Origin of the sequence: Kribbella sp. NBC_00662, from assembly GCF_041430295.1 — a bacterium.
Lineage (GTDB): Bacteria > Actinomycetota > Actinomycetes > Propionibacteriales > Kribbellaceae > Kribbella.
Genome location: NZ_CP109029.1, coordinates 7,634,226 through 7,653,043 on the forward strand (window position 1 = coordinate 7,634,226; position 18,818 = coordinate 7,653,043).

Sequence of the window (18,818 nt, forward strand, 5' to 3'; positions counted from 1 at the left end):
TGAGATCCAAGCCTAATGGTCAATGTTCCACAGTCCGAAGCACTGCTGCCCCGAGACATTCGCTCGAGAAACAGCAAGTAGACACCAGAACTCATCGAGCCTGGCGTCGAGTGCTCCTTAGAAAGGAGGTGATCCAGCCGCACCTTCCGGTACGGCTACCTTGTTACGACTTCGTCCTAATCGCCAGCCCCACCTTCGACGGCTCCCTCCACAAGGGTTAGGCCACCGGCTTCGGGTGTTGCCGACTTTCATGACGTGACGGGCGGTGTGTACAAGGCCCGGGAACGTATTCACCGCAGCGTTGCTGATCTGCGATTACTAGCGACTCCGACTTCATGGGGTCGAGTTGCAGACCCCAATCCGAACTGAGACCGGCTTTTTGGGATTCGCTCCACCTTACAGTTTCGCAGCCCTTTGTACCGGCCATTGTAGCATGCGTGAAGCCCTGGACATAAGGGGCATGATGACTTGACGTCATCCCCACCTTCCTCCGAGTTGACCCCGGCAGTCTCCTATGAGTCCCCACCATCCCGAAGGACGTGCTGGCAACATAGGACGAGGGTTGCGCTCGTTGCGGGACTTAACCCAACATCTCACGACACGAGCTGACGACAGCCATGCACCACCTGTATAGGACCCTTACGGACCCCGCATCTCTGCGAGATTTCCCTATATGTCAAACCCAGGTAAGGTTCTTCGCGTTGCATCGAATTAATCCGCATGCTCCGCCGCTTGTGCGGGCCCCCGTCAATTCCTTTGAGTTTTAGCCTTGCGGCCGTACTCCCCAGGCGGGGCGCTTAATGCGTTAGCTGCGGCACGGAGGACGTGGAATGTCCCCCACACCTAGCGCCCAACGTTTACGGCGTGGACTACCAGGGTATCTAATCCTGTTCGCTACCCACGCTTTCGCTCCTCAGCGTCAGGTAAGGCCCAGAGAGCCGCCTTCGCCACCGGTGTTCTTCCTGATATCTGCGCATTCCACCGCTACACCAGGAGTTCCGCTCTCCCCTGCCTACCTCTAGTCTGCCCGTATCGGAAGCAGGCTCGGGGTTAAGCCCCGAGTTTTCACTCCCGACGTGACGAACCGCCTACGAGCCCTTTACGCCCAATAATTCCGGACAACGCTCGGACCCTACGTATTACCGCGGCTGCTGGCACGTAGTTGGCCGGTCCTTCTTCTGCAGGTACCGTCACTCTCGCTTCGTCCCTGCTGAAAGAGGTTTACAACCCGAAGGCCGTCATCCCTCACGCGGCGTTGCTGCGTCAGACTTTCGTCCATTGCGCAATATTCCCCACTGCTGCCTCCCGTAGGAGTCTGGGCCGTGTCTCAGTCCCAGTGTGGCCGGTCGCCCTCTCAGGCCGGCTACCCGTCGACGCCTTGGTAGGCCATTACCCCACCAACAAGCTGATAGGCCGCGAGCCCATCCCCAACCGCCAGAACTTTCAACCAACCACCATGAGACAGTTGGTATTATCCGGTATTAGACCCCGTTTCCGAGGCTTATCCCAAAGTTGAGGGTAGGTTGCTCACGTGTTACTCACCCGTTCGCCGCTCGTGTACCCCCGAAGGGGCCTTACCGCTCGACTTGCATGTGTTAAGCACGCCGCCAGCGTTCGTCCTGAGCCAGGATCAAACTCTCCGTTGAAAAATATGACAAACCAGAAAACTGGTGAGTCGACACATCGAGTGATCCTTTGAATCAGAAACAAAACCAATAACTGGCTTGTCATCCGTATTAATTTCAAAGGAATCCGTCACAGACAACAACAAACCCCAACCCAAGATCAAAAGACCCAGAGCCTAGGAAGATTGTTCAATGCCTGTGAACGGGGATAATGCTAAATTTCGGCATTGACTTTCGGCACGCTGTTGAGTTCTCAAGAATCGGACGCACACCGCGCTTCAGACTTTCGTTTGAAGCTCCGGGGCAACTCGCCCAACTTTACTGTTTCGCTTCCAGCCGGTCAAATCGGCCTTTTTCGATCCAGTCTCCCTGCGCGACTCAGTGTCCGAAACCCGCCGAGGCGTGTTTCGGCTTCCGAGACCTTCAGGGAGTTTGTTGAAGGGCCGGCCGCTTTCGCGTCCTGCGCCTCGCTCCAACAAGAAGAACATTACTGACATTCATGGTGCGGATGCAAATCGGGGTCCCGGACCCTGGTCCGAGCTCCTCGGCACCCGTCCTCGCCACCGTGATCCGGTGTCGAGGGAAGCAGTGCTGATCCCTCTGGTCACATCACTCACCTGCGTCTCCGCGGGCGACACTTCCATCATGCCGCACCCACACAAGTCGTTTTCGTGAGGGTGCGAACGAGGTGGGAGCCGGTCAGCCGGCTCCCACCTCGTCAAGTACCGCACCGTCCAGCAGACGCCTCTCGGCGAGTGGCCGCTCGTAGCGGCTTAGGTTGAGGCCCGGGGTCACGAACCGGACGGCATCAGGTGTAACCCAGAGGCCCCAGAACCTATTCCCGGACGCAGTCGAGCACGACCCCCTCCTGCTCGAAGACAAGTCCGCCGTCCCGTACCTCGAAACCTGACTCCGTCTCCGCCGCGCTGAAGGTCGTCGCCGACCTGGCCATGAACAGCTGCGGTGGCTGACGATCGAACGTCACCTCGAGCCCACTCCCCCAGCGCTCGACCCTGAACGGCACCCTGCCTGCCACCCGATAGGAGCCTGCCAGCTCGTCGAGGACCTCGTCACTCGGCAGATCAGGCTCCTCAACCTCAGTCGGGTACTCCTCCCAGCCGTACGCCGACGCCACTGCAGCGAACGCCCTCTGTACGACCCAGCCGCCGTTGTCGCCGTTTGTCATCACAACAGCGCCCTGTCCGGTGTCGCGATCCGCCAGCAGATGACAGCGGAACCCGGCATTGCCCCCGCTGTGCCCGAACCGTTGGCCGGAGTCGTTGAGGAAGAACCCGAGTCCCAGGTGTTCCAGCCCGCCGATCCGCTCTCCTGCCGGGATCTGGTGGGTCAACATCTCCCGGGCGAGCTCCGGCGGCAACAGTGAGCCGTCGGCTCCGGCGTACATCCGCTGAACGCCGACGGCCGCCTTGGCGAGATCTGTCGGCGTCGTCCAGAGGCCCGCAGCGGCCAGCTCGGGGTAGGCGTGCCACCGGCCTTCGAGTGGGCGACCACGTTCGTCGTGCGCGACGGCGGCTCTGCCGTGGAACTCTGGTGGCAGCGGCTGGGCGTAGTCGCTGTCGACCATGCCGAGGGGCCCCAGGACAAGCTCACGAGCCAGCTGGCGGAACGGCGTACCTGTCACGTCTTCGAGGAGCTGCTGCATGACGATCGTGCCGCCTCCGGCGTACCGGAATTGGATCCCTGGCACGAGGTCGACGCGTACGCCGAAGGTGTTGGTCGGTCGAACGCCGTCGAGAATCTGCACTGTTGTAGGCAGCGGAGCTCCCTCCGCGTAACCAGGGAACCCGTGCACGGTCAGGCCGGCGCTGTGGCTGGCCAGCTGCCGCAGCGTCACGACGGGTTGCCACGCACCGGTCGGTGGGACCTGCCACGACGTGAGCTTCTCGTTGACGTCTTCGTCGAGATCGAGCAGGCCGCGATCGACCAGCCGCAGCATCGCCAGTACGGCGATCGGCTTGCTGATCGATGCAGCCTGGAACAACGTGTCCGGCGCGACGGCCTTCGATCCGTCTGCCTCCACGAGACCGGCCGTACCGGTCTCGTGGATGGCACCCTCTTCGATCACCACCCAGCTCGCGCCGGGCACGTTGAATCTCTCGAGATCTGCCTTGATCTCCTCTTCCAGCATGTCCGTGTCCCTCCCGATCCAGTCCTGTGCTGGAACGGTACGGCGAACACGGCTCGCCGGAGCCGGATCAGCGCGAGGGCTGCGGCGTGCTGCAGTCGATCTTCGGGTTGGCGCCGATGTAGTTCAGCGGGCCGGCGACGATCGTGACGAGCACCGTCCCGACCTTGGCGCACGACGTCCGCGAGCTCTCGAAGTAGTGACGTTGCGCGGCAGCTGCCAGGCCGATCAGCAACCAGACGACAAGGATGATCGTGATCGCGCGGGAACGGGTCGCAGTAGCTCTTCGGGTAGCCATGTCTATCTCCTGTTCGGCGTGCCCCCGTGCTGCGCCTCTCAGGTGCCCGCGCAGAACCTGACAGAAACTCAGATCTCGCGGAACTCGTAGTACGGCTTGATGTGCTTGTTGATGTACGCGCCGATGCTGGGCGCGGCCAGAAGCGCGGCGTACGTCGGCTGTGGGACATCGAAGTACTGGTAGACGTAGCCGTTCACGTACTCGAGCTCCAGCGTGCCGTCGGACCATCCGACCGACCGCACACTCGACGAATTCACCGGGCGTCGCCTCATCCGTGGCTCCTTCCGCGCCTCCACGCTGCGGCGCCCAGTCTGCCCGGCCGCAGTCACGCCGTGCGAGATCGCTCCGGATCGTCGGTCTGCAGCCGCGCCAGGGCGCGGGCCAGGTCGCCGAGAGCCGTGTTGAGCTGAGTCAGCACGGTGTCGTCGATCGGCACCCGCCGCTGGTCGAGGCCGAGGTTGGCGGCGAACCGGAGGTGGGCGTCGGGCGGCGCCTGTTTGAGGTAGGTGTCGAGCGCCTCCTGGAGAAAGGGACTGGGCACGACATCCGGTCTCTCCCGCCATTTCGTCAGCGTTCGCGGCGAGATGCCGAGGTGCTCGGCGAAGGCTTCGTTGGTCAGGCGCAGCGCCGTGCGCAAGGCATGCGCGTGCCGACCGGTCCACTCGTCGATGACTGTCATCCTTGTCGCTCCCTTGCCTGTCAGTTACTCCCTGCTATCAGAATATGGCGATTCGGTGACCGCCGGTGGGCAGAATTTGTGCGCTGTGGATACCGGTTGAGTTCCTGGTGAGGACAGCCGGCCACGCGTTGACTTGGCGCATGGACGAGATCAGCGGGAGAACCGCGACGCTGCCGCGCACCACGCGGCGGCGTCATCTGAAAGTCGCGAGCAAGTCCGGCCCACGCTGCTTCCAACTGGTCCGGCACTCCGACCCCTCCGGCGTCAGCGGTACAGGCGTGATCGCCGAAGGAGTCGAGTGGAGCGACGGGACAGTTGCGCTGCACTGGGGCGGCCGGTTCGCGACCACCACGGTGTGGCCGGACGGCATCGACGCGCTCTTGACCATCCACGGCCACAGCGGATCCAGCACGATCCGCTGGCTGGACGAGTAGCTATGCGTAGCCGATCTCGGTGGGGCGGGCCTACCCTGCAGCCGGCCCGCCTCACCGGCCTACTCCGAGTAGAACTGCTCTCGGTACGGCGCGTGCCGTGGGACCGGGCGCTGGTGAGACTCGTCTGTCGGACCTTGCTTGCCGTTCTGGTCCGGCTCCGTGCCGTCGGAGTCGTCGAGGTCGGTCAGATCGTCGACTGCCGCGCTGAAGGCGAGTTCGGCGCGGGTCGGCCGCTGGCGTTCGATCTCCTCTGCCGAGGTACGGCGGATCGGGAGATCGTTCGCCGCGGCCGACAGCTCGGCGAGGGTGTCGAGCAGACCGAGCGCTGTCTCCACGTCGCCGGGGTGATTGACGAGCCACCACACCGCGGCCGAGCCTGGCGTGGCGAAGACGTCGTCCTTCAAGTAGGCGCGTTTGTCCTGCTCCATCCGGCGTTCGAGCAGAGTGGTCTGCTCCCGCCGATGCAATGCAGCCAGATGCAGGAGGTGCTTCTGGTCCGCGTCCGGCAGCCGCAGTCGCACCTCCGTGGCCCAGCTGCGCACTTGGCCCTTCTCGTCGAGAGCCGGCTCGCCGAGGAGCGCGGCCAGGCGGTGCTGGTTGAGCGACTCTTCGGTCACCTGCTGCCGCGCGGTCAGCGATCGCGCCCGCTCCAGCAACGCGTCGACTGCTACGGCGCCGAGGTCCGCGTGACGCGAGCCCGACAGGACGGTCGACCACTGGACCACGGCCGAGAAGCTGAACTGAAAGTCGGGCGAGGCGGACGGCAGCCGTACGTCGCTCACCGTCCGCGACGGCGGACCGGTGAAGACGGGATCCGGCTCGGGCAGGACGACGGACGGCGGCGCCGGCTTGGTCACGACTGGACGGGGTTCGTCGGGCTGCTTCCAGACGACGGCCAGCAGGACCAGGAGCACCACGGTGAGGACCACGGCCGACCAGCCCGGCAGGCCGATGACCAGCGACACGAGGTACAGCACCAGCACAATCGCGGCAGCAGTCAGGAGGGAGTTCCGGTGGAGCTTCATGGGCGCGTTCCTTCACCGCGTCGGGCGGAGGTCAGCAGGTCGGCCACTGCACTTCAGACGGCTTCCCCCTCCTCACACCATCCGAGCCACCGGCAACCCAGACCACAGACTGCGCCACACGACGAGTCCACAAAAAGTTTCACCTGGCTCACCCAAAGTAGCCACCAAAAGCGTGTCGCCGCCCACAACCTGGACACGCCGGCGCTTGAGCGGCTGCCAACGGTAACCAGATCAGCCGGTCAGGGAGCGGAGGGCCTGGCGGGAGGGGGTGAGCAGGACGGGTTTGTAGGGGCAGCGTTGGTCGGTGAGGGTTTCGTAGGCGCGGATGGCTCGGTTGGCGGCGTCCCAGCCTTGTTCGGCGGGGGTGCGGCCGAGGCCTCGGTTGCGGACCAGGGCGCCGTAGAAGGCGGAGCAGAAGACGGTCGCTTCGTACCAGCCGATGACGGTGCTGGTGCCGATGTAGGTGATGTCGTCCTGGAGGCAGTCGCGGATCGCGCGCTGCCACTTGCCGATGCCGGTCTTGCAGCCGTCGGCGATGACGACGCCGCTGGCGATCCCCCACTGGCGATCCAGGAACCAATCGGCGAGCGAACGCAGCGAAACCTGGGTCTGGCCGTCGGTGGACAGGAACGACGGCTCCTCGCTGTGGTCACCGTGTGCCATCACGTGCAGCACCGAGGACGGTGTGGTCAGGGCGGAGAAGGCGGTCTCGTGGTCGCGGCTGCGGATGAAGTTCACGTCGATCACCGGCCGGTTCCAGCCGGCGTTGATGTTCCCGGTGATGCCCTGGACGAACGTCATCGACGCGTCGAACGAGCTGTCCAGACCGAGGTCCACCAACGTGATCAGACGGTTCTTCATTTGCCCACCCCTCCAACGTGTTTCGAGGCCCCACCGGACCATCATGAACCACGGATCCGACAGTTCGCAGGGTGGTTTCCCGGCGCTGAGACAGGCGGCCCGGGCCGTACGGCGTACGGCGGATCCGGTCGGTTTCGGACGGTCGGCGCGGAGGGTGCGGACTGTGATCGGCGTACGGTGTCGGGGCAGCGTCAGCCGAAGGAGGAGTTGGATGAGTCAGGCCCCAACCGTCACTTTGAGTCACGGATCTGCGATGCCGCGGATCGGGCTCGGGACATCGCCGATGAACGATGCGGATGCCGAGCGGGCTGTGAGTACGGCGCTCGAGCTCGGGTATCGGCTGATCGACACGGCGGAGAACTACCGCAACGAGGTCGGCGTCGGCCGCGCGCTGAAGGGAGTGTCGCGCCACGAGGTGTTCGTGACGTCGAAGTTCAACAAGAAGTGGCACAGCGTCGAGGGCGCCCGGACGGCGTTCGAGGCGAGCGCGGAGAAGCTCGGCGTCGAGTACCTGGACCTGCTCCTGATCCACTGGCCGAATCCGGACCAGGATCGGTATGTCGAGGCGTGGCAAGGGCTGATCGCGCTTCGAGACGCCGGCCTGGTGCGCGCGATCGGTACGTCGAACTTCAAGCCGGCGCACATGCAGCGGCTGATCGACGAGACCGGTGTGGTGCCGGAGGTGAACCAGGTACAGCTGAGCCCGGTCTGGGCGAAGGCCGCCGAACGCGAGTTCCATGCCAAGCACGGGATCGTGACGGAGGCGTGGAGTCCGCTGGGCAAGGGCACCGATCTGCTCGGCAACCCGACGGTGCAGGAGCTCGCCAAGAAGTACGAGCGGACTCCGGGTCAGGTCGTGCTGCGGTGGGAGACCCAGCAGGACGTCGTACCGATCCCGAAGTCGGCCGACCGTGGCCGGCTGGCGGACAACCTGGCGGTCTTCGACTTCGACCTGACCGCCGACGAGCTCACAGCCCTCACAGCTCTGGACGGCACGGCGAAAGCCCCCGCCGACTCAGACCGCGCCGGGCACTGATCAGGTGGCGAAGCAGAAGCGCCGGCCCTAGTGAGCAGACGCACCTCGGCCCCCGGGGAAAGTGGGAAGTTCCCGGGGGTCGTGGCGCTATCAGCTACAGAGGCAGCTCGCCGCTGCCAGCTCTAGAAAGCAGCTGGTTGCCGCCAGCTCCAGAAGGCTGCTGGCTGTTGTCAGCTCTGGCAGGTAGCTGGCTGCCCAGATCTGCCGGGCAGCCAGCTAGCAGGTCAGCTGCAGCCGGAGGTGCTGCCGCAGCCTTCGCAGACGTAGCAGGAGCCGCTGGGGCGCATCTTGGTGCCGCAGGTGAAGCAGAGCGGGGCGTCGACCGAGGTGCCGGTGATCAGTTCGAGCATCTCGGCGGTGGTGTGGGCCTCGCCCTTGACCGGCTTGGCGGAGGCCGCCTCGATCGGCTTCTCGGCTGCGGACGCGTCGACCGGCTCGACCGGCTCGACGGCCTTCAGGGACTCGGCCTCGGAGACCTCGACCGGGACCGGCTCGTAGGAGCCGGTGTCGAGCTGCCGGGACCGCTCGTCCGCCGAGTAGATGCCCAGGGCGGCCCGCTCGTCGAACGGCAGGTAGTCCAGGGCCAGGCGGCGGAAGATGTAGTCCATGATCGACTGCGCCATCCGGACGTCCGGGTCGTCGGTCAGACCGGCCGGCTCGAACTTCAGGTTGGTGAACTTCTGGACGTAGGTCTCCAGCGGTACGCCGTGCTGCAGCGCGATCGAGATCGCGATCGAGAAGGCGTCCATCACACCGGCAAGCGTCGAACCCTGCTTGCCCATCTTCAGGAAGACCTCACCCAGACCGTCGTCAGGGTAGGAGCCCGCCGTCATGTAGCCCTCGGCGCCGCCGACCGTGAAGGACGTCGTGCGCGACGGACGCGACTTCGGCAGACGCTTGCGGGTCGGCCGGTACTCGATGACCTTCTCGACGATCTTCTCCGCGACCGCGGCCTGGGCCGCCACCGCGTCGTCGGCCTCGGAGGCCTTCTTCGCCTTCGCGTCCGCCAGCGGCTGACCGACCTTGCAGTTGTCGCGGTACACCGCGAGCGCCTTCAGGCCGAGCTTCCAACCCTGGAAGTAGACGTCGGCGATCTCCTCGACCGTCGCGGTCTCCGGCAGGTTCACCGTCTTCGAGATCGCGCCGGACAGGAACGGCTGCGCCGCCGCCATCATCCGCACGTGGCCCATCGGCTTGATGGCCCGCTCACCCATCGCGGTGTCGAAGATCTCGTAGTGCTCCGGCTTCAGACCCGGGGCGTCGACGACGTGGCCGTTCTCCGCGATGTACTCGACGATCGCCTCGATCGTCTCCTCGGTGTAGCCGTACTGCCGCAGTGCCCGCGGGACGGTCTGGTTGACGATCTGCATCGAGCCGCCGCCGACCAGCTTCTTGAACTTGACCAGCGAGAAGTCCGGCTCGATACCGGTCGTGTCGCAGTCCATCATGAAGCCGATCGTGCCGGTCGGTGCGAGCACCGAGGCCTGCGCGTTCCGCCAGCCGTTCTTCGCGCCGACCTTCAGGACGCCGTCCCAGGCAGCGGCCGCGTGCTTGTGGACGTCCTTGTCGATCTCGTGGATCGTCCGGATCGCGTCGTTGGCCGCAGCGTGCTTGCGCATCACCCGGGTGTGAGCGTCCTTGTTCCGCTCGAAGCCGTCGTACGCGCCGACGATGCCGGCCAGCTCCGCGGAACGCTTGTACGACGTACCGGTCATCAGCGAGGTGATAGCGCCCGCCAGTGCGCGACCACCGTCGGAGTCGTACGCGTGACCCGTTGCCATCAGCAACGCACCGAGGTTCGCGTAGCCGATACCGAGCTGCCGGTACGCGCGGGTGGTGACGCCGATCGCCTCGGTCGGGAAGTCGGCGAAGCAGATCGAGATGTCCATCGCGGTGATGATCAGCTCGACCGCCTTGACGAACTTCTCCGAGTCGAAGAGGTCGTCGTCGCGGAGGAACTTCATCAGGTTCAGCGAGGCCAGGTTGCAGGACGAGTTGTCCAGGTGCATGTACTCCGAGCACGGGTTGGACGCGGTGATCCGGCCCGTCTCCGGGGTGGTGTGCCAGTCGTTGATCGTGTCGTCGTACTGCAGACCCGGGTCGGCGCAGGCCCACGCGGCCTGGGCGATCTTGTCGAACAGGTTCCGCGCGTCGACGGTCTCGATCACCGAGTTGTCGAGCCGGGCCCGCAGGCCGAACTCGCCCTTCTCCTCGACCGCGCGCATGAACTCGTCCGAGACCCGGACCGAGTTGTTCGCGTTCTGGTACTGCACGGAGGTGATGTCGCGACCGCCGAGGTCCATGTCGAAGCCCGCGTCACGCAGGATGCGGATCTTCTCCTCCTCGCGCATCTTGGTGTCGACGAACTCCTCGATGTCCGGGTGGTCGACGTCGAGCACGACCATCTTGGCCGCGCGCCGGGTGGCGCCGCCGGACTTGATCGTGCCTGCCGACGCGTCGGCGCCGCGCATGAAGGAGACCGGGCCGGAGGCGGTGCCGCCGCTGGACTGCAGCAGCTCCTTCGAGGAGCGGATCCGGGACAGGTTCAGACCGGCGCCCGAGCCACCCTTGAAGATCAGGCCCTCTTCCTTGTACCAGTTCAGGATCGACTCCATCGAGTCGTCCACGGCGAGGATGAAGCAGGCCGACACCTGCTGCGGCGAGGACGTCCCGACGTTGAACCAGACCGGCGAGTTGAAGCTGAAGTACTGGTGCAGGAGCAGCCAGGTGATCTCCTGCTCGAAGACCTCCGCGTCGGCGGGCGAGGTGAAGTAGCCGTGCTCCTCGCCGGCGCGGCGGTAGGTCTTCACGACCCGGTCGAGCAGCTGCTTGAGGCTCCACTCCCGGTTGTCGTGGCTGACCGCGCCGCGGAAGTACTTCGTGGTGACGATGGTCGAGGCGTTGACGCTCCAGAAGTCGGGGAACTCGACCCCGCGCTGCTCGAAGACCGTCTCACCCGTCTTCCAGTTCTGCTGCACGACGTCGCGACGCTCCCACGTCACCTCGTCGTACGGGTGGACGCCTTCGGTGCTGAAGACGCGCTCGATGGTGAGTCCCGTGGGCGCGTTCTTCCGCCCGCGGAACCCGGCCGCCGACCGCTTGGTCGACCCCGAGTGGCCGGTCACCGTCTCTGTCATGGTTGCTCCTCGCGCTGTGTCTACTGCCGCGGTCTGTCGGGACCGCCCCGTTGGAGTACTTCGCAAACGCCACATACCGCCGGTACCTCTTGGACTGCTTGGCACTGCCTGGAACTGCTTGGAACTACTCGGAACTACTTGGAATTACCGTTCCCCCGGTTTACGTCTGTTGGGTCGGCTTGAGCTGGCCCGGCTCGGTGCCCTGCGGCTCCTTCTCGGCCCGCAGCAGCGCGATCTCGGTCTCGAAATCGTCCGCGGACTCGAACTGCCGGTAGACGCTCGCGAATCGCAGGTACGCGACCTCGTCGAGCTCCCGCAGCGGCCCGAGGATCGCGAGTCCGACCTCGTGCGCGGGAACCTCCGGCGAGCCGCTGCCCTTCAGCGCGTCCTCGACCTTCTGACCCAGGCGGGCGAGCTGGTCGGCGTTCACCGGCCGGCCCTTGCATGCCTTCCCGACCCCGTTGATGACCTTCTCCCGGCTGAACGGCTCGGTCGCGCCGGAGCGCTTCACGACCGTGAGCTGCATCTGCTCGACAGTGGTGAACCGCTTCTCGCAGACCGGGCACTGACGCCGGCGGCGGATCGCTCCGCCGTCCTCGGCCACCCGGCTGTCGACCACCCGTGAATCGGCGTGCCGGCAATACGGACAGTGCACGACGAATCACTCCTCCCGTGACTGCCCCGGAGGGGCAGGTTGTGGATCAGCCTGGGGACAACTTGTGTAGAACCTGTGCGCAACCAACCACTACCTGTGGAAAATTACACCCGTGTAACCACTACATCTAGGGATCCTAGATCGCTGCTCCGACAGTTTGCAAGCACGCCCCGATCGCCCGCGCGTGTCTCCCGGATCTCACAAGTTCCAACACTCGCGCGGGCTCGTGTACTCCCGCGTGGCGTCGTCGGATTGACCCTTTCGAGGCGCAAACTACGGCCTCCCAGGTAGGTCAACCGACCTTCGTGAGCACGACCAGACTCAGCGACGGGAGCGGCAGTTCGAGGGGCAGTTCAAGGGGCACCGCATACCCCGATTCGATGTCGATCGGCGTGTCGTCGCAGAGCCGTTCCAGCCCCTGACGCGCGGTGACCGCGGCGAGCTGCTCGGGGGTCGGGTCCTGCGGCGAGCCGAGGGCCTGCCAGATCGTGTGGCTGTTGCTGTGGTCGCGGTCGATCCGGAAGTGCTCGACGGTCCAGCGGCCCGGATCGAGACCCTCCAGCTCGAGGTCGACGGGGACGGTGGTGGCGTCGGCGGCGTACTGGTCGTCGGTGTGGCGCCAGACCAGGATCGCGATCTTCGATGCGTCACGGGTGGCGATCGCGTCGATCTCGTCAGGCAGGTCGGTCCCGATGGCGTCGACGCGGCGGTCGCCGAGGTGCGCGAAGGCGCGGTACACGTTCATCAGCGGCTTCTCGATGCCGGACGCCGTGACGAAACTGCGCGTGCCCTCGAAGTATCGCTCCCCCTCCATCGAGAAGCTCCAGGTCGTTGCCTCGTGCACCTTCGCGGTGTGCTGTTCGTTCAGCTCGAGGATCTTCTTCATCAGCTGCGCTTGGAAGACCGGGTAGTACTCCGTGTTGCGATACGCGAAGTTGGCGTTGTCGTAGATCCCCCAGTGCGCCGGCACCGAGGCGTCGCACTCGTCCACGATCACAGGCTTCCCGGCGTACTGCGGGAACTTGTCGATGACTGTCAACGCGGTGTCGATCTCGCGGAGCATCTTTGCGGTCGACGGTGATTGCTGTACCGGCGCCGGTGCGCCGATCGGGCCGTACGTGCGCCAGGGAGTGAAGTGGGCGCCCTTGGTGTGGAAGGACACGAAGTCCACCGGCAGGTCGCGGTCGGCGCAGGCCTTCAGGAAGTCGCGCAGGAACGCGTCTCCGCCGCCTGTGACCGCTGGGCCGCCCACCTTGGCCGCCGGGTAGACGGCGCGGATCGCTTTGGCCGTCTGCTCGTACAGGTCGTGGTACTGCTCCGGCGTACCGCGCCAGTAGGTGATATCGGGCTCGTTCCACAGCTCCCAGAGCCAGTGCTGGACCTCATCCTCGCCGTACCGCTCCAGCGCGTGCTCGACGAGTGCTGCGACCAGTCCGGCGAATTTGCCGAAGTCCTTGGGCGGATAGGACCACCAGCCGGCTTCGTACTCGCTGTAGAGACTCGGACTGCCTTCGTACGCGAAGTCGGTCTTGGCGTACTCCGGTACGAGGGCCAGCGGGGTGAACCCGAGCTCGACCAGTGGATGGTGGCCGGCGTTCACGATCGCGTCGTACGTCAGATCCGCGATCGTGAAGTCGTAGTACGGCGTACCATCGGCGTCCTCGTGGTAGACGTTGCCGCTCCCCCAGTGCGGCAGGCCGAAGCCGGTGCCGCTGGTGAAGATGTTGTGCGGACGGACGTGGTACGGCGTCTCGGCGAACGAACCGATGGTGCGCAGCGTGCGACTGCCCTGCGGCGTGTAGGTCCAGTTGATCTCGTCGTACCCGAGGCTGGCCCAGATCCGGTCCAGCGGCCCGAGGTCGGCGGCGGCATTGACGGTGACACGCGCTCGCTGAGTCATCCGGCGGCCCTCTCGATCGTTGTATCGATAAACAGCCACCACTCACCCTACAAGCGCGAGCCGTCCGGCGTTCCAGCCCGCGAGTTCCGCCGGGCAAGTGGTGATGACACCGTCGATGCCAGCTCACTCCAGCGCGTCCCAGCGATCCGGGTTCTCGATCCACTCGGCGCCGGCGCGACGGGCGGCCTCGTCGGAGGCGGCGGTGTTCTCCGGGGCCGCGGAGGAATTGCCGCGATGCGCCCAGATCCGCGTTGCGTGCCGGGCGCGCGAAGGAACGACTCGGTCCGAGACATCAGCACGCAGGAAAGCGCGCCGAGACGAAGGGCGTCCGAGCCGATGATGAAGCGACGGCCAACGCCGGATGTGAGGATGTCGGCATGAAGCCGGTGATTCTCGATGTCGACACGGGCCTGGACGACGCCTGCGCGCTGCTGCTCGCCGCTCGGCACCCCGAGCTCGACCTCAAGGCCGTGACCTGTGCCGGCGGCAACGTCGGACTTGATGACGTCGTACGGAACACGCTGACCGTGCTGGATGCCGCGGGCCGGCCGGATGTACCCGTCGCGCGCGGTGCCGGCGTACCGCTGCTCCAGCCGGTGCGGATGGCGCGGCACGTCCACGGCGACGACGGGCTCGGCGACCTCGACTGGCCACGGTCGACGCGGACGACGGATCCGCGGCACGCGGTCGAGCTGCTGCGCGACGTACTGCGTGAGGCCGCGGCGACCGGGGACCTGATCACACTGATCCCGTTGGCGCCGCTGACGAACATCGCGTTGCTGCTGCGGACCTACCCGGACGCGGCGGCCGGGCTGCGCGAGATCGTCTTCATGGGTGGCGCCGCAGGAATCGGGAACGCGACGGCATCGGCGGAGTTCAACATCTGGACCGATCCGGAGGCGGCCGCGATCGTGCTGACCGCGGCGGGTGAACTCGGCGTACCGACGACGATGTACGGGCTGGATGTCTTCTACGACGTGGTCGTCACGCTGGAGCGGGCGCGCGGACTGAGCGGGTCGCCGTCGGCCGAGCTCGCGCGGAAGCTGATCGAGAAGCGCAGCGAGCTGTACCAGGCCGACGGAGCGAGCATCGGCGACGGCGGTGCGGTGTGCGCGGTGATCGATCCGTCCGGGCTCACGACGCAGCCGTTCCCGGTGCGCATCGAGCTGTCGGGAAGCTGGTCGCGCGGGCGGACCATCGTCGACACACGGGACTGGTCGGCCGATCTGACCAGCGATCCGCACGGGCCGTCGCCGACAACGGTTCAGGTCGCGACAGCAGTGGACGGCAAGCGGTACGCCGAGATGTGGCTCGCGACCGTCAGCTGACCAGATCGACCAGGCGGGCGCGCACGCCGTACAGGAACAGGTCGAGGCCGTCGGTGAAGATGTCCGGGCTGTCGGCCGACTCCGCGACGACTGCAGCCAAACTCCAGCGAGCGGTGACCTCGAACAGGTGACGCGCTTCGGGCTCCGGTACGCCGAGGCGGACGAGGGCGTCGATCTGGGCGCGGATGAGTTCGGCGCGGGATCCGTCGCCCTGGTCGCGATCCGGCGCGGCCTTTGACTGGATCAGTCCGGCCAGGCCCGGGTGTTCGGCGTAGAAGGCGCGCAGTTCGAGGGAGCCGGATCTCGTCAGCTCGATCCACTCGTCGATCGTCCGGAGCTTCTCGTACGCCGCGTTGTCGGCCGTGAACTGATCGAACGCGTTGCGGGCGACCAGGTCGAGCAGGTCGGACTTGCTCCGGACGTGGTGATAGAGGGTCGGCGCGCGGACGTGGAGGCGCTCGGCGACCGAACGCATCGTCAGGCCGTCCACGCGGTCCGTGCGAATGACAGCCAGGGCGGCATCGGCGATCGCAGTCACCGTGATGCCGGCTGCCGCATGGGATGACGGGTCGCGTCTGGTCATGAAATCTCGTTGTCGGGGTGGTTGGGCGCGGGTACTGTCTAACGTCATTAGACAGCGTAACCGAGGATGGTGCCGTGACTGGATTCCGACCCGCGTACCCACTGCGGACCGATCGGCTGGAGCTGCGGCCGCATCGGATGGACGACCTGGACGATCTGTACGCGTTCCATTCGCGGCCGGAGGTGGTGCGGTACACGCCGTGGCCGGTGCGCGATCGCGAGGAGACGCGGGTCGCGCTGGAGAAGAAGCTTCCGCAGGGCGAGTTGAAGGAGCCGGGTCAATGGCTGGTGCTCGCGATCGAACTGCGCGAAACCGGGACCGTGATCGGCGAGGTTCTGTTGAAGTGGGCGAGCGAGACCGATCGACAGGGCGAGATCGGGTTCGCGCTGCACACGTCGTACCAGGGGAAGGGGCTGGCGGCGGAGGCGGCGCGGGAGATGCTGCGGGTCGGGTTCGAGGAGCTCGGGCTACACCGGATCGTCGCGGTCCTGGACGATCGGAACGACGCCTCGGCTCGGTTGCTCGAGCGGTTGGGGATGCGTCGGGAGGCGCATTTCATCGACGCTCTGCGGTTCAAGGGCGAATGGGCGAACGAGTACGTCTACGCATTGCTGGAGGACGATTGGCGTAATGCCGATTGACAACGCGATCTACGACCGGCTGGGCAGCGGCTGGTGGGACGAGTCGAATCCACTGAATGCGCTGAACGGCAGCTTCACGCCTGCCCGGTTCACGTACTTCCGCGACGTACTCGCGCAGCTCGGACGCAATCCGGCCGGCCTGCAGGCCGTCGACGTCGGCTGCGGTGGCGGTTTCCTGGCCGAGGAGTTCGCACGGCTCGGCTGCCGGGTCCTCGGCGTCGATCCGTCAGAGGTCTCGATCCGGACCGCGCAGCAGCACGCAACGGCGTACGGATTGAAGATCGGGTACGCCGTGAACGCTGGCGAACGGCTTGCGCTCAAGGACGAGAGCGTCGATATCGCGTACTGCTGTGACGTGCTCGAGCATGTCACCGATCTGGATCAGGTCATCGCCGAGACGGCCAGGGTGCTGAAGCCGGGCGGGGTCTACCTGTTCGACACGATCAACCGGACACGGGCGTCGAAGCTGTTCTTCATCAAGCTACTGCAGGAGTGGCGGTTGACCCGGATGGTCGACACCGGCGTGCACTCCTGGACGATGTTCATCAAGCCGACGGAGCTCGAGGAGATCCTGCGGCGGCACGGTCTGCGGTTGCGCGAAGTGGTCGGGCTCGGGCCGCGGGCGGGTTTGGCTTCGCTCGGATGGAACTTCGTCCGGGTGCGACTCGGGCGGCTCTCGTTCGGCGACGCGAGTCGACTCATGGACCTCGGTCGGGTGCGGCGGGTCGACCTGTCCTACCTGGGATATGCCACCAAGCTCAGCCGGCGATCGGGATCTGGAGAGTCTCGCCAGGGGTGATGTCGGCCGGGCTGGAGAGTTTGTTGAGGTCGGCGATCTTCTCGACGATCGTCGCGGGGTCCTCGGTGGGGTTGGTGTTCTGCGCGATCGACCACAGGGTCTGACCGGGCGCCACCTGGACCGGGACGGTGTGGGTGAAGTGCGGACCGGGCTCGAGCACGCCACTGACGCGGAGCCCCAGCACGACGATCGCCGAGCCGAAGATCAGGACCGACAGGGCGGTCAGCAACATCCGGCCGCGACGGGTCAGGCGGAGGACCGACGGCTCGACCTCCGGGCGCTGACGGGTCGGCGTGGCGTGGCGACCGAGGGCTTCGCCGGAGCAGGCCCGGACCGGGAGCGACTCGGTGGTCGCGCCCTGGATCCTCGGCCGACGGCGCGGCGCGGTCTCCGGCGACGGCGCTGTCGTCGCCGGCGGGACCGAGCGCAGCATCGGCTCGGGTGAGCGGTGCGCGGGCTCGGGCGAGCGTCGCGGTGCCAGTGCGTTTGCCGCGAGAGCTGCTGTGCTCATCGGATCCTCCAGACCTCGGTCAGTGCGCGTCCTGCGGTGTCGAGTCCTGTCTACCGGCCGCCTCCGACAGTTTCTGAGGAGCGGCCGATCCGACCTGACCGAACACCTGTTCGATCGAACGTCTGTACGAATGATTAACCGACAGATGCCCGTCGCGCAACCACTTCCAACCAGGACACGCCCACGAAATTCCCTGACGCCGAAGTTGCCCGCGTGCGGCTTATAACCTGACACACGAACAGATGTGCGAACCGACACGCCTTCGAACAGATGTTTGAAGAATCTCAGGATTCGGTCTACGGTCATCACTGTCGAGCAAGCTTCGGCCGGTGGCGTGATCGCCGGCCCGACCCGAGGAGCAATCACCGATGGCCAGGACGCCGAGCGGTTCCAGTAAGGATGACCGGACCGTGACCGAGCTGCCCGACGGGCCGGCCGACGCGACCGGGCTGACCCCGCGCCAGCGCCGCGTGCTGGACGTGATCCGCGATTCGGTGGACAGCCGCGGCTACCCGCCCTCGATGCGCGAGATCGGCGAGAAGGTCGGGCTGACCAGCTCCTCATCGGTGTCGCATCAGCTGCGCGTGCTCGAGCAGAAGGGTCTGCTGCGCCGCGATCCCAACCGGCCAAGGGCGATCGAGGTCCGCTACCCGGGCGAGGTCGACGCGGCGGCCCGGCGTTCGGCGCTCGGCTCGGTGCGGCAGACGACGTACGACGAGACCGGCGCGGGTGACGCGCATCCGGACGCGGTCTACGTTCCGGTGGTCGGCCAGATCGCCGCCGGTAACCCGATCCTGGCCGAGCAGGAGATCGAAGAGGTCTTCCCGTTGCCCAAGGCAATGGTCGGCGAGGGCACGCTGTTCATGCTGAAGGTCAAGGGCGAGTCGATGATCGACGCGGCGATCTGCGACGGCGACTGGGTCGTCGTCCGGCAGGAGCAGACCGCGGAGAACGGCGACATCGTGGCCGCGATGATCGACGGCGAGGCGACCGTGAAGACGTTCAAGAAGACCAAGACCGAGATCCTGCTGCTGCCCCACAACCCGGCCTTCGAGCCGATCGACGGTAAGGACGCCGTCATTCTCGGAAAGGTCGTAACAGTTCTGCGCCGAGTCTGACATGTCAGACGGCGAGCGAAGTCGGGCGTGTCGTGTCAGCAT

At 65.8% G+C, this 18,818-nt stretch carries 17 protein-coding genes and 1 rRNA gene; 6 read left to right on the forward strand and 12 right to left on the reverse strand.

Annotated features, from left to right (window positions below):
- Nucleotides 1–121: 121 nt before the first annotated feature.
- From OHA10_RS37500 to OHA10_RS37520, 5 genes are all read right to left on the reverse strand, one after another.
- Nucleotides 122–1,646 (reverse strand): 16S ribosomal RNA (locus OHA10_RS37500).
- Between the two features lie 814 nt (nucleotides 1,647–2,460).
- Complete coding sequence (locus tag OHA10_RS37505; RefSeq protein ID WP_371403545.1) at nucleotides 2,461–3,774, reverse strand: serine hydrolase domain-containing protein; 1,314 nt, start codon at nucleotides 3,772–3,774, stop codon at nucleotides 2,461–2,463.
- Between the two features lie 67 nt (nucleotides 3,775–3,841).
- Entirely contained in the window at nucleotides 3,842–4,069 is a 228-nt protein-coding gene (locus OHA10_RS37510) for a hypothetical protein (protein WP_371403546.1), read from the reverse strand.
- 68 nt (nucleotides 4,070–4,137) lie between these two features.
- Nucleotides 4,138–4,341 carry a KTSC domain-containing protein gene (locus OHA10_RS37515; protein ID WP_134111686.1) on the reverse strand — a complete coding sequence of 68 codons (204 nt, stop codon included), beginning with the start codon at nucleotides 4,339–4,341 and terminating at the stop codon, nucleotides 4,138–4,140.
- Between the two features lie 53 nt (nucleotides 4,342–4,394).
- Nucleotides 4,395–4,748, reverse strand: coding sequence for a helix-turn-helix domain-containing protein (locus tag OHA10_RS37520; protein WP_371403547.1), 354 nt, complete (start codon nucleotides 4,746–4,748; stop codon nucleotides 4,395–4,397).
- Between the two features lie 140 nt (nucleotides 4,749–4,888).
- On the opposite strand from OHA10_RS37520, the gene OHA10_RS37525 reads away from it, so the two are divergent.
- The gene (locus OHA10_RS37525; RefSeq protein ID WP_371403548.1) at nucleotides 4,889–5,182 is read left to right on the forward strand and encodes a hypothetical protein; all 294 of its coding nucleotides are present in this window, start codon (nucleotides 4,889–4,891) and stop codon (nucleotides 5,180–5,182) included.
- 59 nt (nucleotides 5,183–5,241) lie between these two features.
- On the opposite strand, the gene OHA10_RS37530 is transcribed toward OHA10_RS37525, so the two are convergent.
- Both OHA10_RS37530 and OHA10_RS37535 read right to left on the reverse strand, forming a co-directional pair.
- A complete protein-coding gene (locus OHA10_RS37530) occupies nucleotides 5,242–6,207 on the reverse strand; it encodes a hypothetical protein (RefSeq protein ID WP_371403549.1) in 966 nt (321 codons plus the stop codon).
- A 231-nt stretch (nucleotides 6,208–6,438) separates the two neighbouring features.
- The gene (locus OHA10_RS37535) at nucleotides 6,439–7,068 is read right to left on the reverse strand and encodes a hypothetical protein (RefSeq protein WP_130449426.1); all 630 of its coding nucleotides are present in this window, start codon (nucleotides 7,066–7,068) and stop codon (nucleotides 6,439–6,441) included.
- Between the two features lie 211 nt (nucleotides 7,069–7,279).
- On the opposite strand from OHA10_RS37535, the gene OHA10_RS37540 reads away from it, so the two are divergent.
- Complete coding sequence (locus OHA10_RS37540) at nucleotides 7,280–8,104, forward strand: aldo/keto reductase (RefSeq protein WP_371403550.1); 825 nt, start codon at nucleotides 7,280–7,282, stop codon at nucleotides 8,102–8,104.
- 224 nt (nucleotides 8,105–8,328) lie between these two features.
- Here the strand turns inward: OHA10_RS37540 and OHA10_RS37545 are convergent, their stop codons facing one another.
- From OHA10_RS37545 to OHA10_RS37555, 3 genes are all read right to left on the reverse strand, one after another.
- Nucleotides 8,329–11,241, reverse strand: coding sequence for a vitamin B12-dependent ribonucleotide reductase (locus OHA10_RS37545; protein ID WP_371403551.1), 2,913 nt, complete (start codon nucleotides 11,239–11,241; stop codon nucleotides 8,329–8,331).
- Between the two features lie 160 nt (nucleotides 11,242–11,401).
- The gene (nrdR, locus tag OHA10_RS37550; protein ID WP_130449420.1) at nucleotides 11,402–11,896 is read right to left on the reverse strand and encodes a transcriptional regulator NrdR; all 495 of its coding nucleotides are present in this window, start codon (nucleotides 11,894–11,896) and stop codon (nucleotides 11,402–11,404) included.
- A gap of 292 nt (nucleotides 11,897–12,188) precedes the next feature.
- Nucleotides 12,189–13,796: a glycoside hydrolase gene (locus OHA10_RS37555; RefSeq protein WP_371403552.1), complete on the reverse strand. Its 1,608-nt coding sequence runs from the start codon at nucleotides 13,794–13,796 to the stop codon at nucleotides 12,189–12,191.
- 377 nt (nucleotides 13,797–14,173) lie between these two features.
- Between OHA10_RS37555 and OHA10_RS37560 the strand changes: the two genes are divergently transcribed.
- Nucleotides 14,174–15,124, forward strand: a complete 951-nt coding sequence (locus OHA10_RS37560; protein ID WP_371403553.1) for a nucleoside hydrolase — start codon at nucleotides 14,174–14,176, stop codon at nucleotides 15,122–15,124.
- Here OHA10_RS37560 and OHA10_RS37565 read toward each other — a convergent pair.
- Nucleotides 15,117–15,707: a TetR/AcrR family transcriptional regulator gene (locus OHA10_RS37565; RefSeq protein ID WP_371403554.1), complete on the reverse strand. Its 591-nt coding sequence runs from the start codon at nucleotides 15,705–15,707 to the stop codon at nucleotides 15,117–15,119. The two genes, OHA10_RS37560 and OHA10_RS37565, sit on opposite strands and share 8 nt — an antisense overlap.
- Before the next feature lie 74 nt (nucleotides 15,708–15,781).
- Between OHA10_RS37565 and OHA10_RS37570 the strand changes: the two genes are divergently transcribed.
- Complete coding sequence (locus tag OHA10_RS37570) at nucleotides 15,782–16,348, forward strand: GNAT family N-acetyltransferase (RefSeq protein ID WP_371403555.1); 567 nt, start codon at nucleotides 15,782–15,784, stop codon at nucleotides 16,346–16,348.
- Nucleotides 16,338–17,147 (forward strand): bifunctional 2-polyprenyl-6-hydroxyphenol methylase/3-demethylubiquinol 3-O-methyltransferase UbiG, encoded by an 810-nt coding sequence (gene ubiG / locus OHA10_RS37575; RefSeq protein ID WP_371403556.1) that lies wholly within the window; start codon nucleotides 16,338–16,340, stop codon nucleotides 17,145–17,147. Before OHA10_RS37570 ends, ubiG begins: the two co-directional genes overlap by 11 nt.
- Here ubiG and OHA10_RS37580 read toward each other — a convergent pair.
- A complete protein-coding gene (locus OHA10_RS37580) occupies nucleotides 17,107–17,658 on the reverse strand; it encodes a LysM peptidoglycan-binding domain-containing protein (protein ID WP_371403557.1) in 552 nt (183 codons plus the stop codon). The genes ubiG and OHA10_RS37580 overlap by 41 nt on opposite strands.
- A 368-nt stretch (nucleotides 17,659–18,026) precedes the next feature.
- Here OHA10_RS37580 and lexA point away from each other — a divergent pair, with 368 nt between their 5' ends.
- Nucleotides 18,027–18,776, forward strand: coding sequence for a transcriptional repressor LexA (lexA, locus tag OHA10_RS37585; RefSeq protein WP_371403558.1), 750 nt, complete (start codon nucleotides 18,027–18,029; stop codon nucleotides 18,774–18,776).
- The last annotated feature ends 42 nt before the right edge of the window (nucleotides 18,777–18,818 follow it).

Coding starts and splice junctions, on each gene's coding strand:
- OHA10_RS37505 (WP_371403545.1), bottom strand. CDS start 3,774: ATGCTGGAAGAGGAGATCAAGGCAGATCTCGAGAGATTCAACGTGCCC.
- OHA10_RS37510 (WP_371403546.1), bottom strand. CDS start 4,069: ATGGCTACCCGAAGAGCTACTGCGACCCGTTCCCGCGCGATCACGATC.
- OHA10_RS37515 (WP_134111686.1), bottom strand. CDS start 4,341: ATGAGGCGACGCCCGGTGAATTCGTCGAGTGTGCGGTCGGTCGGATGG.
- OHA10_RS37520 (WP_371403547.1), bottom strand. CDS start 4,748: ATGACAGTCATCGACGAGTGGACCGGTCGGCACGCGCATGCCTTGCGC.
- OHA10_RS37525 (WP_371403548.1), top strand. CDS start 4,889: ATGGACGAGATCAGCGGGAGAACCGCGACGCTGCCGCGCACCACGCGG.
- OHA10_RS37530 (WP_371403549.1), bottom strand. CDS start 6,207: ATGAAGCTCCACCGGAACTCCCTCCTGACTGCTGCCGCGATTGTGCTG.
- OHA10_RS37535 (WP_130449426.1), bottom strand. CDS start 7,068: ATGAAGAACCGTCTGATCACGTTGGTGGACCTCGGTCTGGACAGCTCG.
- OHA10_RS37540 (WP_371403550.1), top strand. CDS start 7,280: ATGAGTCAGGCCCCAACCGTCACTTTGAGTCACGGATCTGCGATGCCG.
- OHA10_RS37545 (WP_371403551.1), bottom strand. CDS start 11,241: ATGACAGAGACGGTGACCGGCCACTCGGGGTCGACCAAGCGGTCGGCG.
- OHA10_RS37555 (WP_371403552.1), bottom strand. CDS start 13,796: ATGACTCAGCGAGCGCGTGTCACCGTCAATGCCGCCGCCGACCTCGGG.
- OHA10_RS37560 (WP_371403553.1), top strand. CDS start 14,174: ATGAAGCCGGTGATTCTCGATGTCGACACGGGCCTGGACGACGCCTGC.
- OHA10_RS37565 (WP_371403554.1), bottom strand. CDS start 15,707: ATGACCAGACGCGACCCGTCATCCCATGCGGCAGCCGGCATCACGGTG.
- ubiG (WP_371403556.1), top strand. CDS start 16,338: ATGCCGATTGACAACGCGATCTACGACCGGCTGGGCAGCGGCTGGTGG.
- OHA10_RS37580 (WP_371403557.1), bottom strand. CDS start 17,658: ATGAGCACAGCAGCTCTCGCGGCAAACGCACTGGCACCGCGACGCTCG.
- lexA (WP_371403558.1), top strand. CDS start 18,027: ATGGCCAGGACGCCGAGCGGTTCCAGTAAGGATGACCGGACCGTGACC.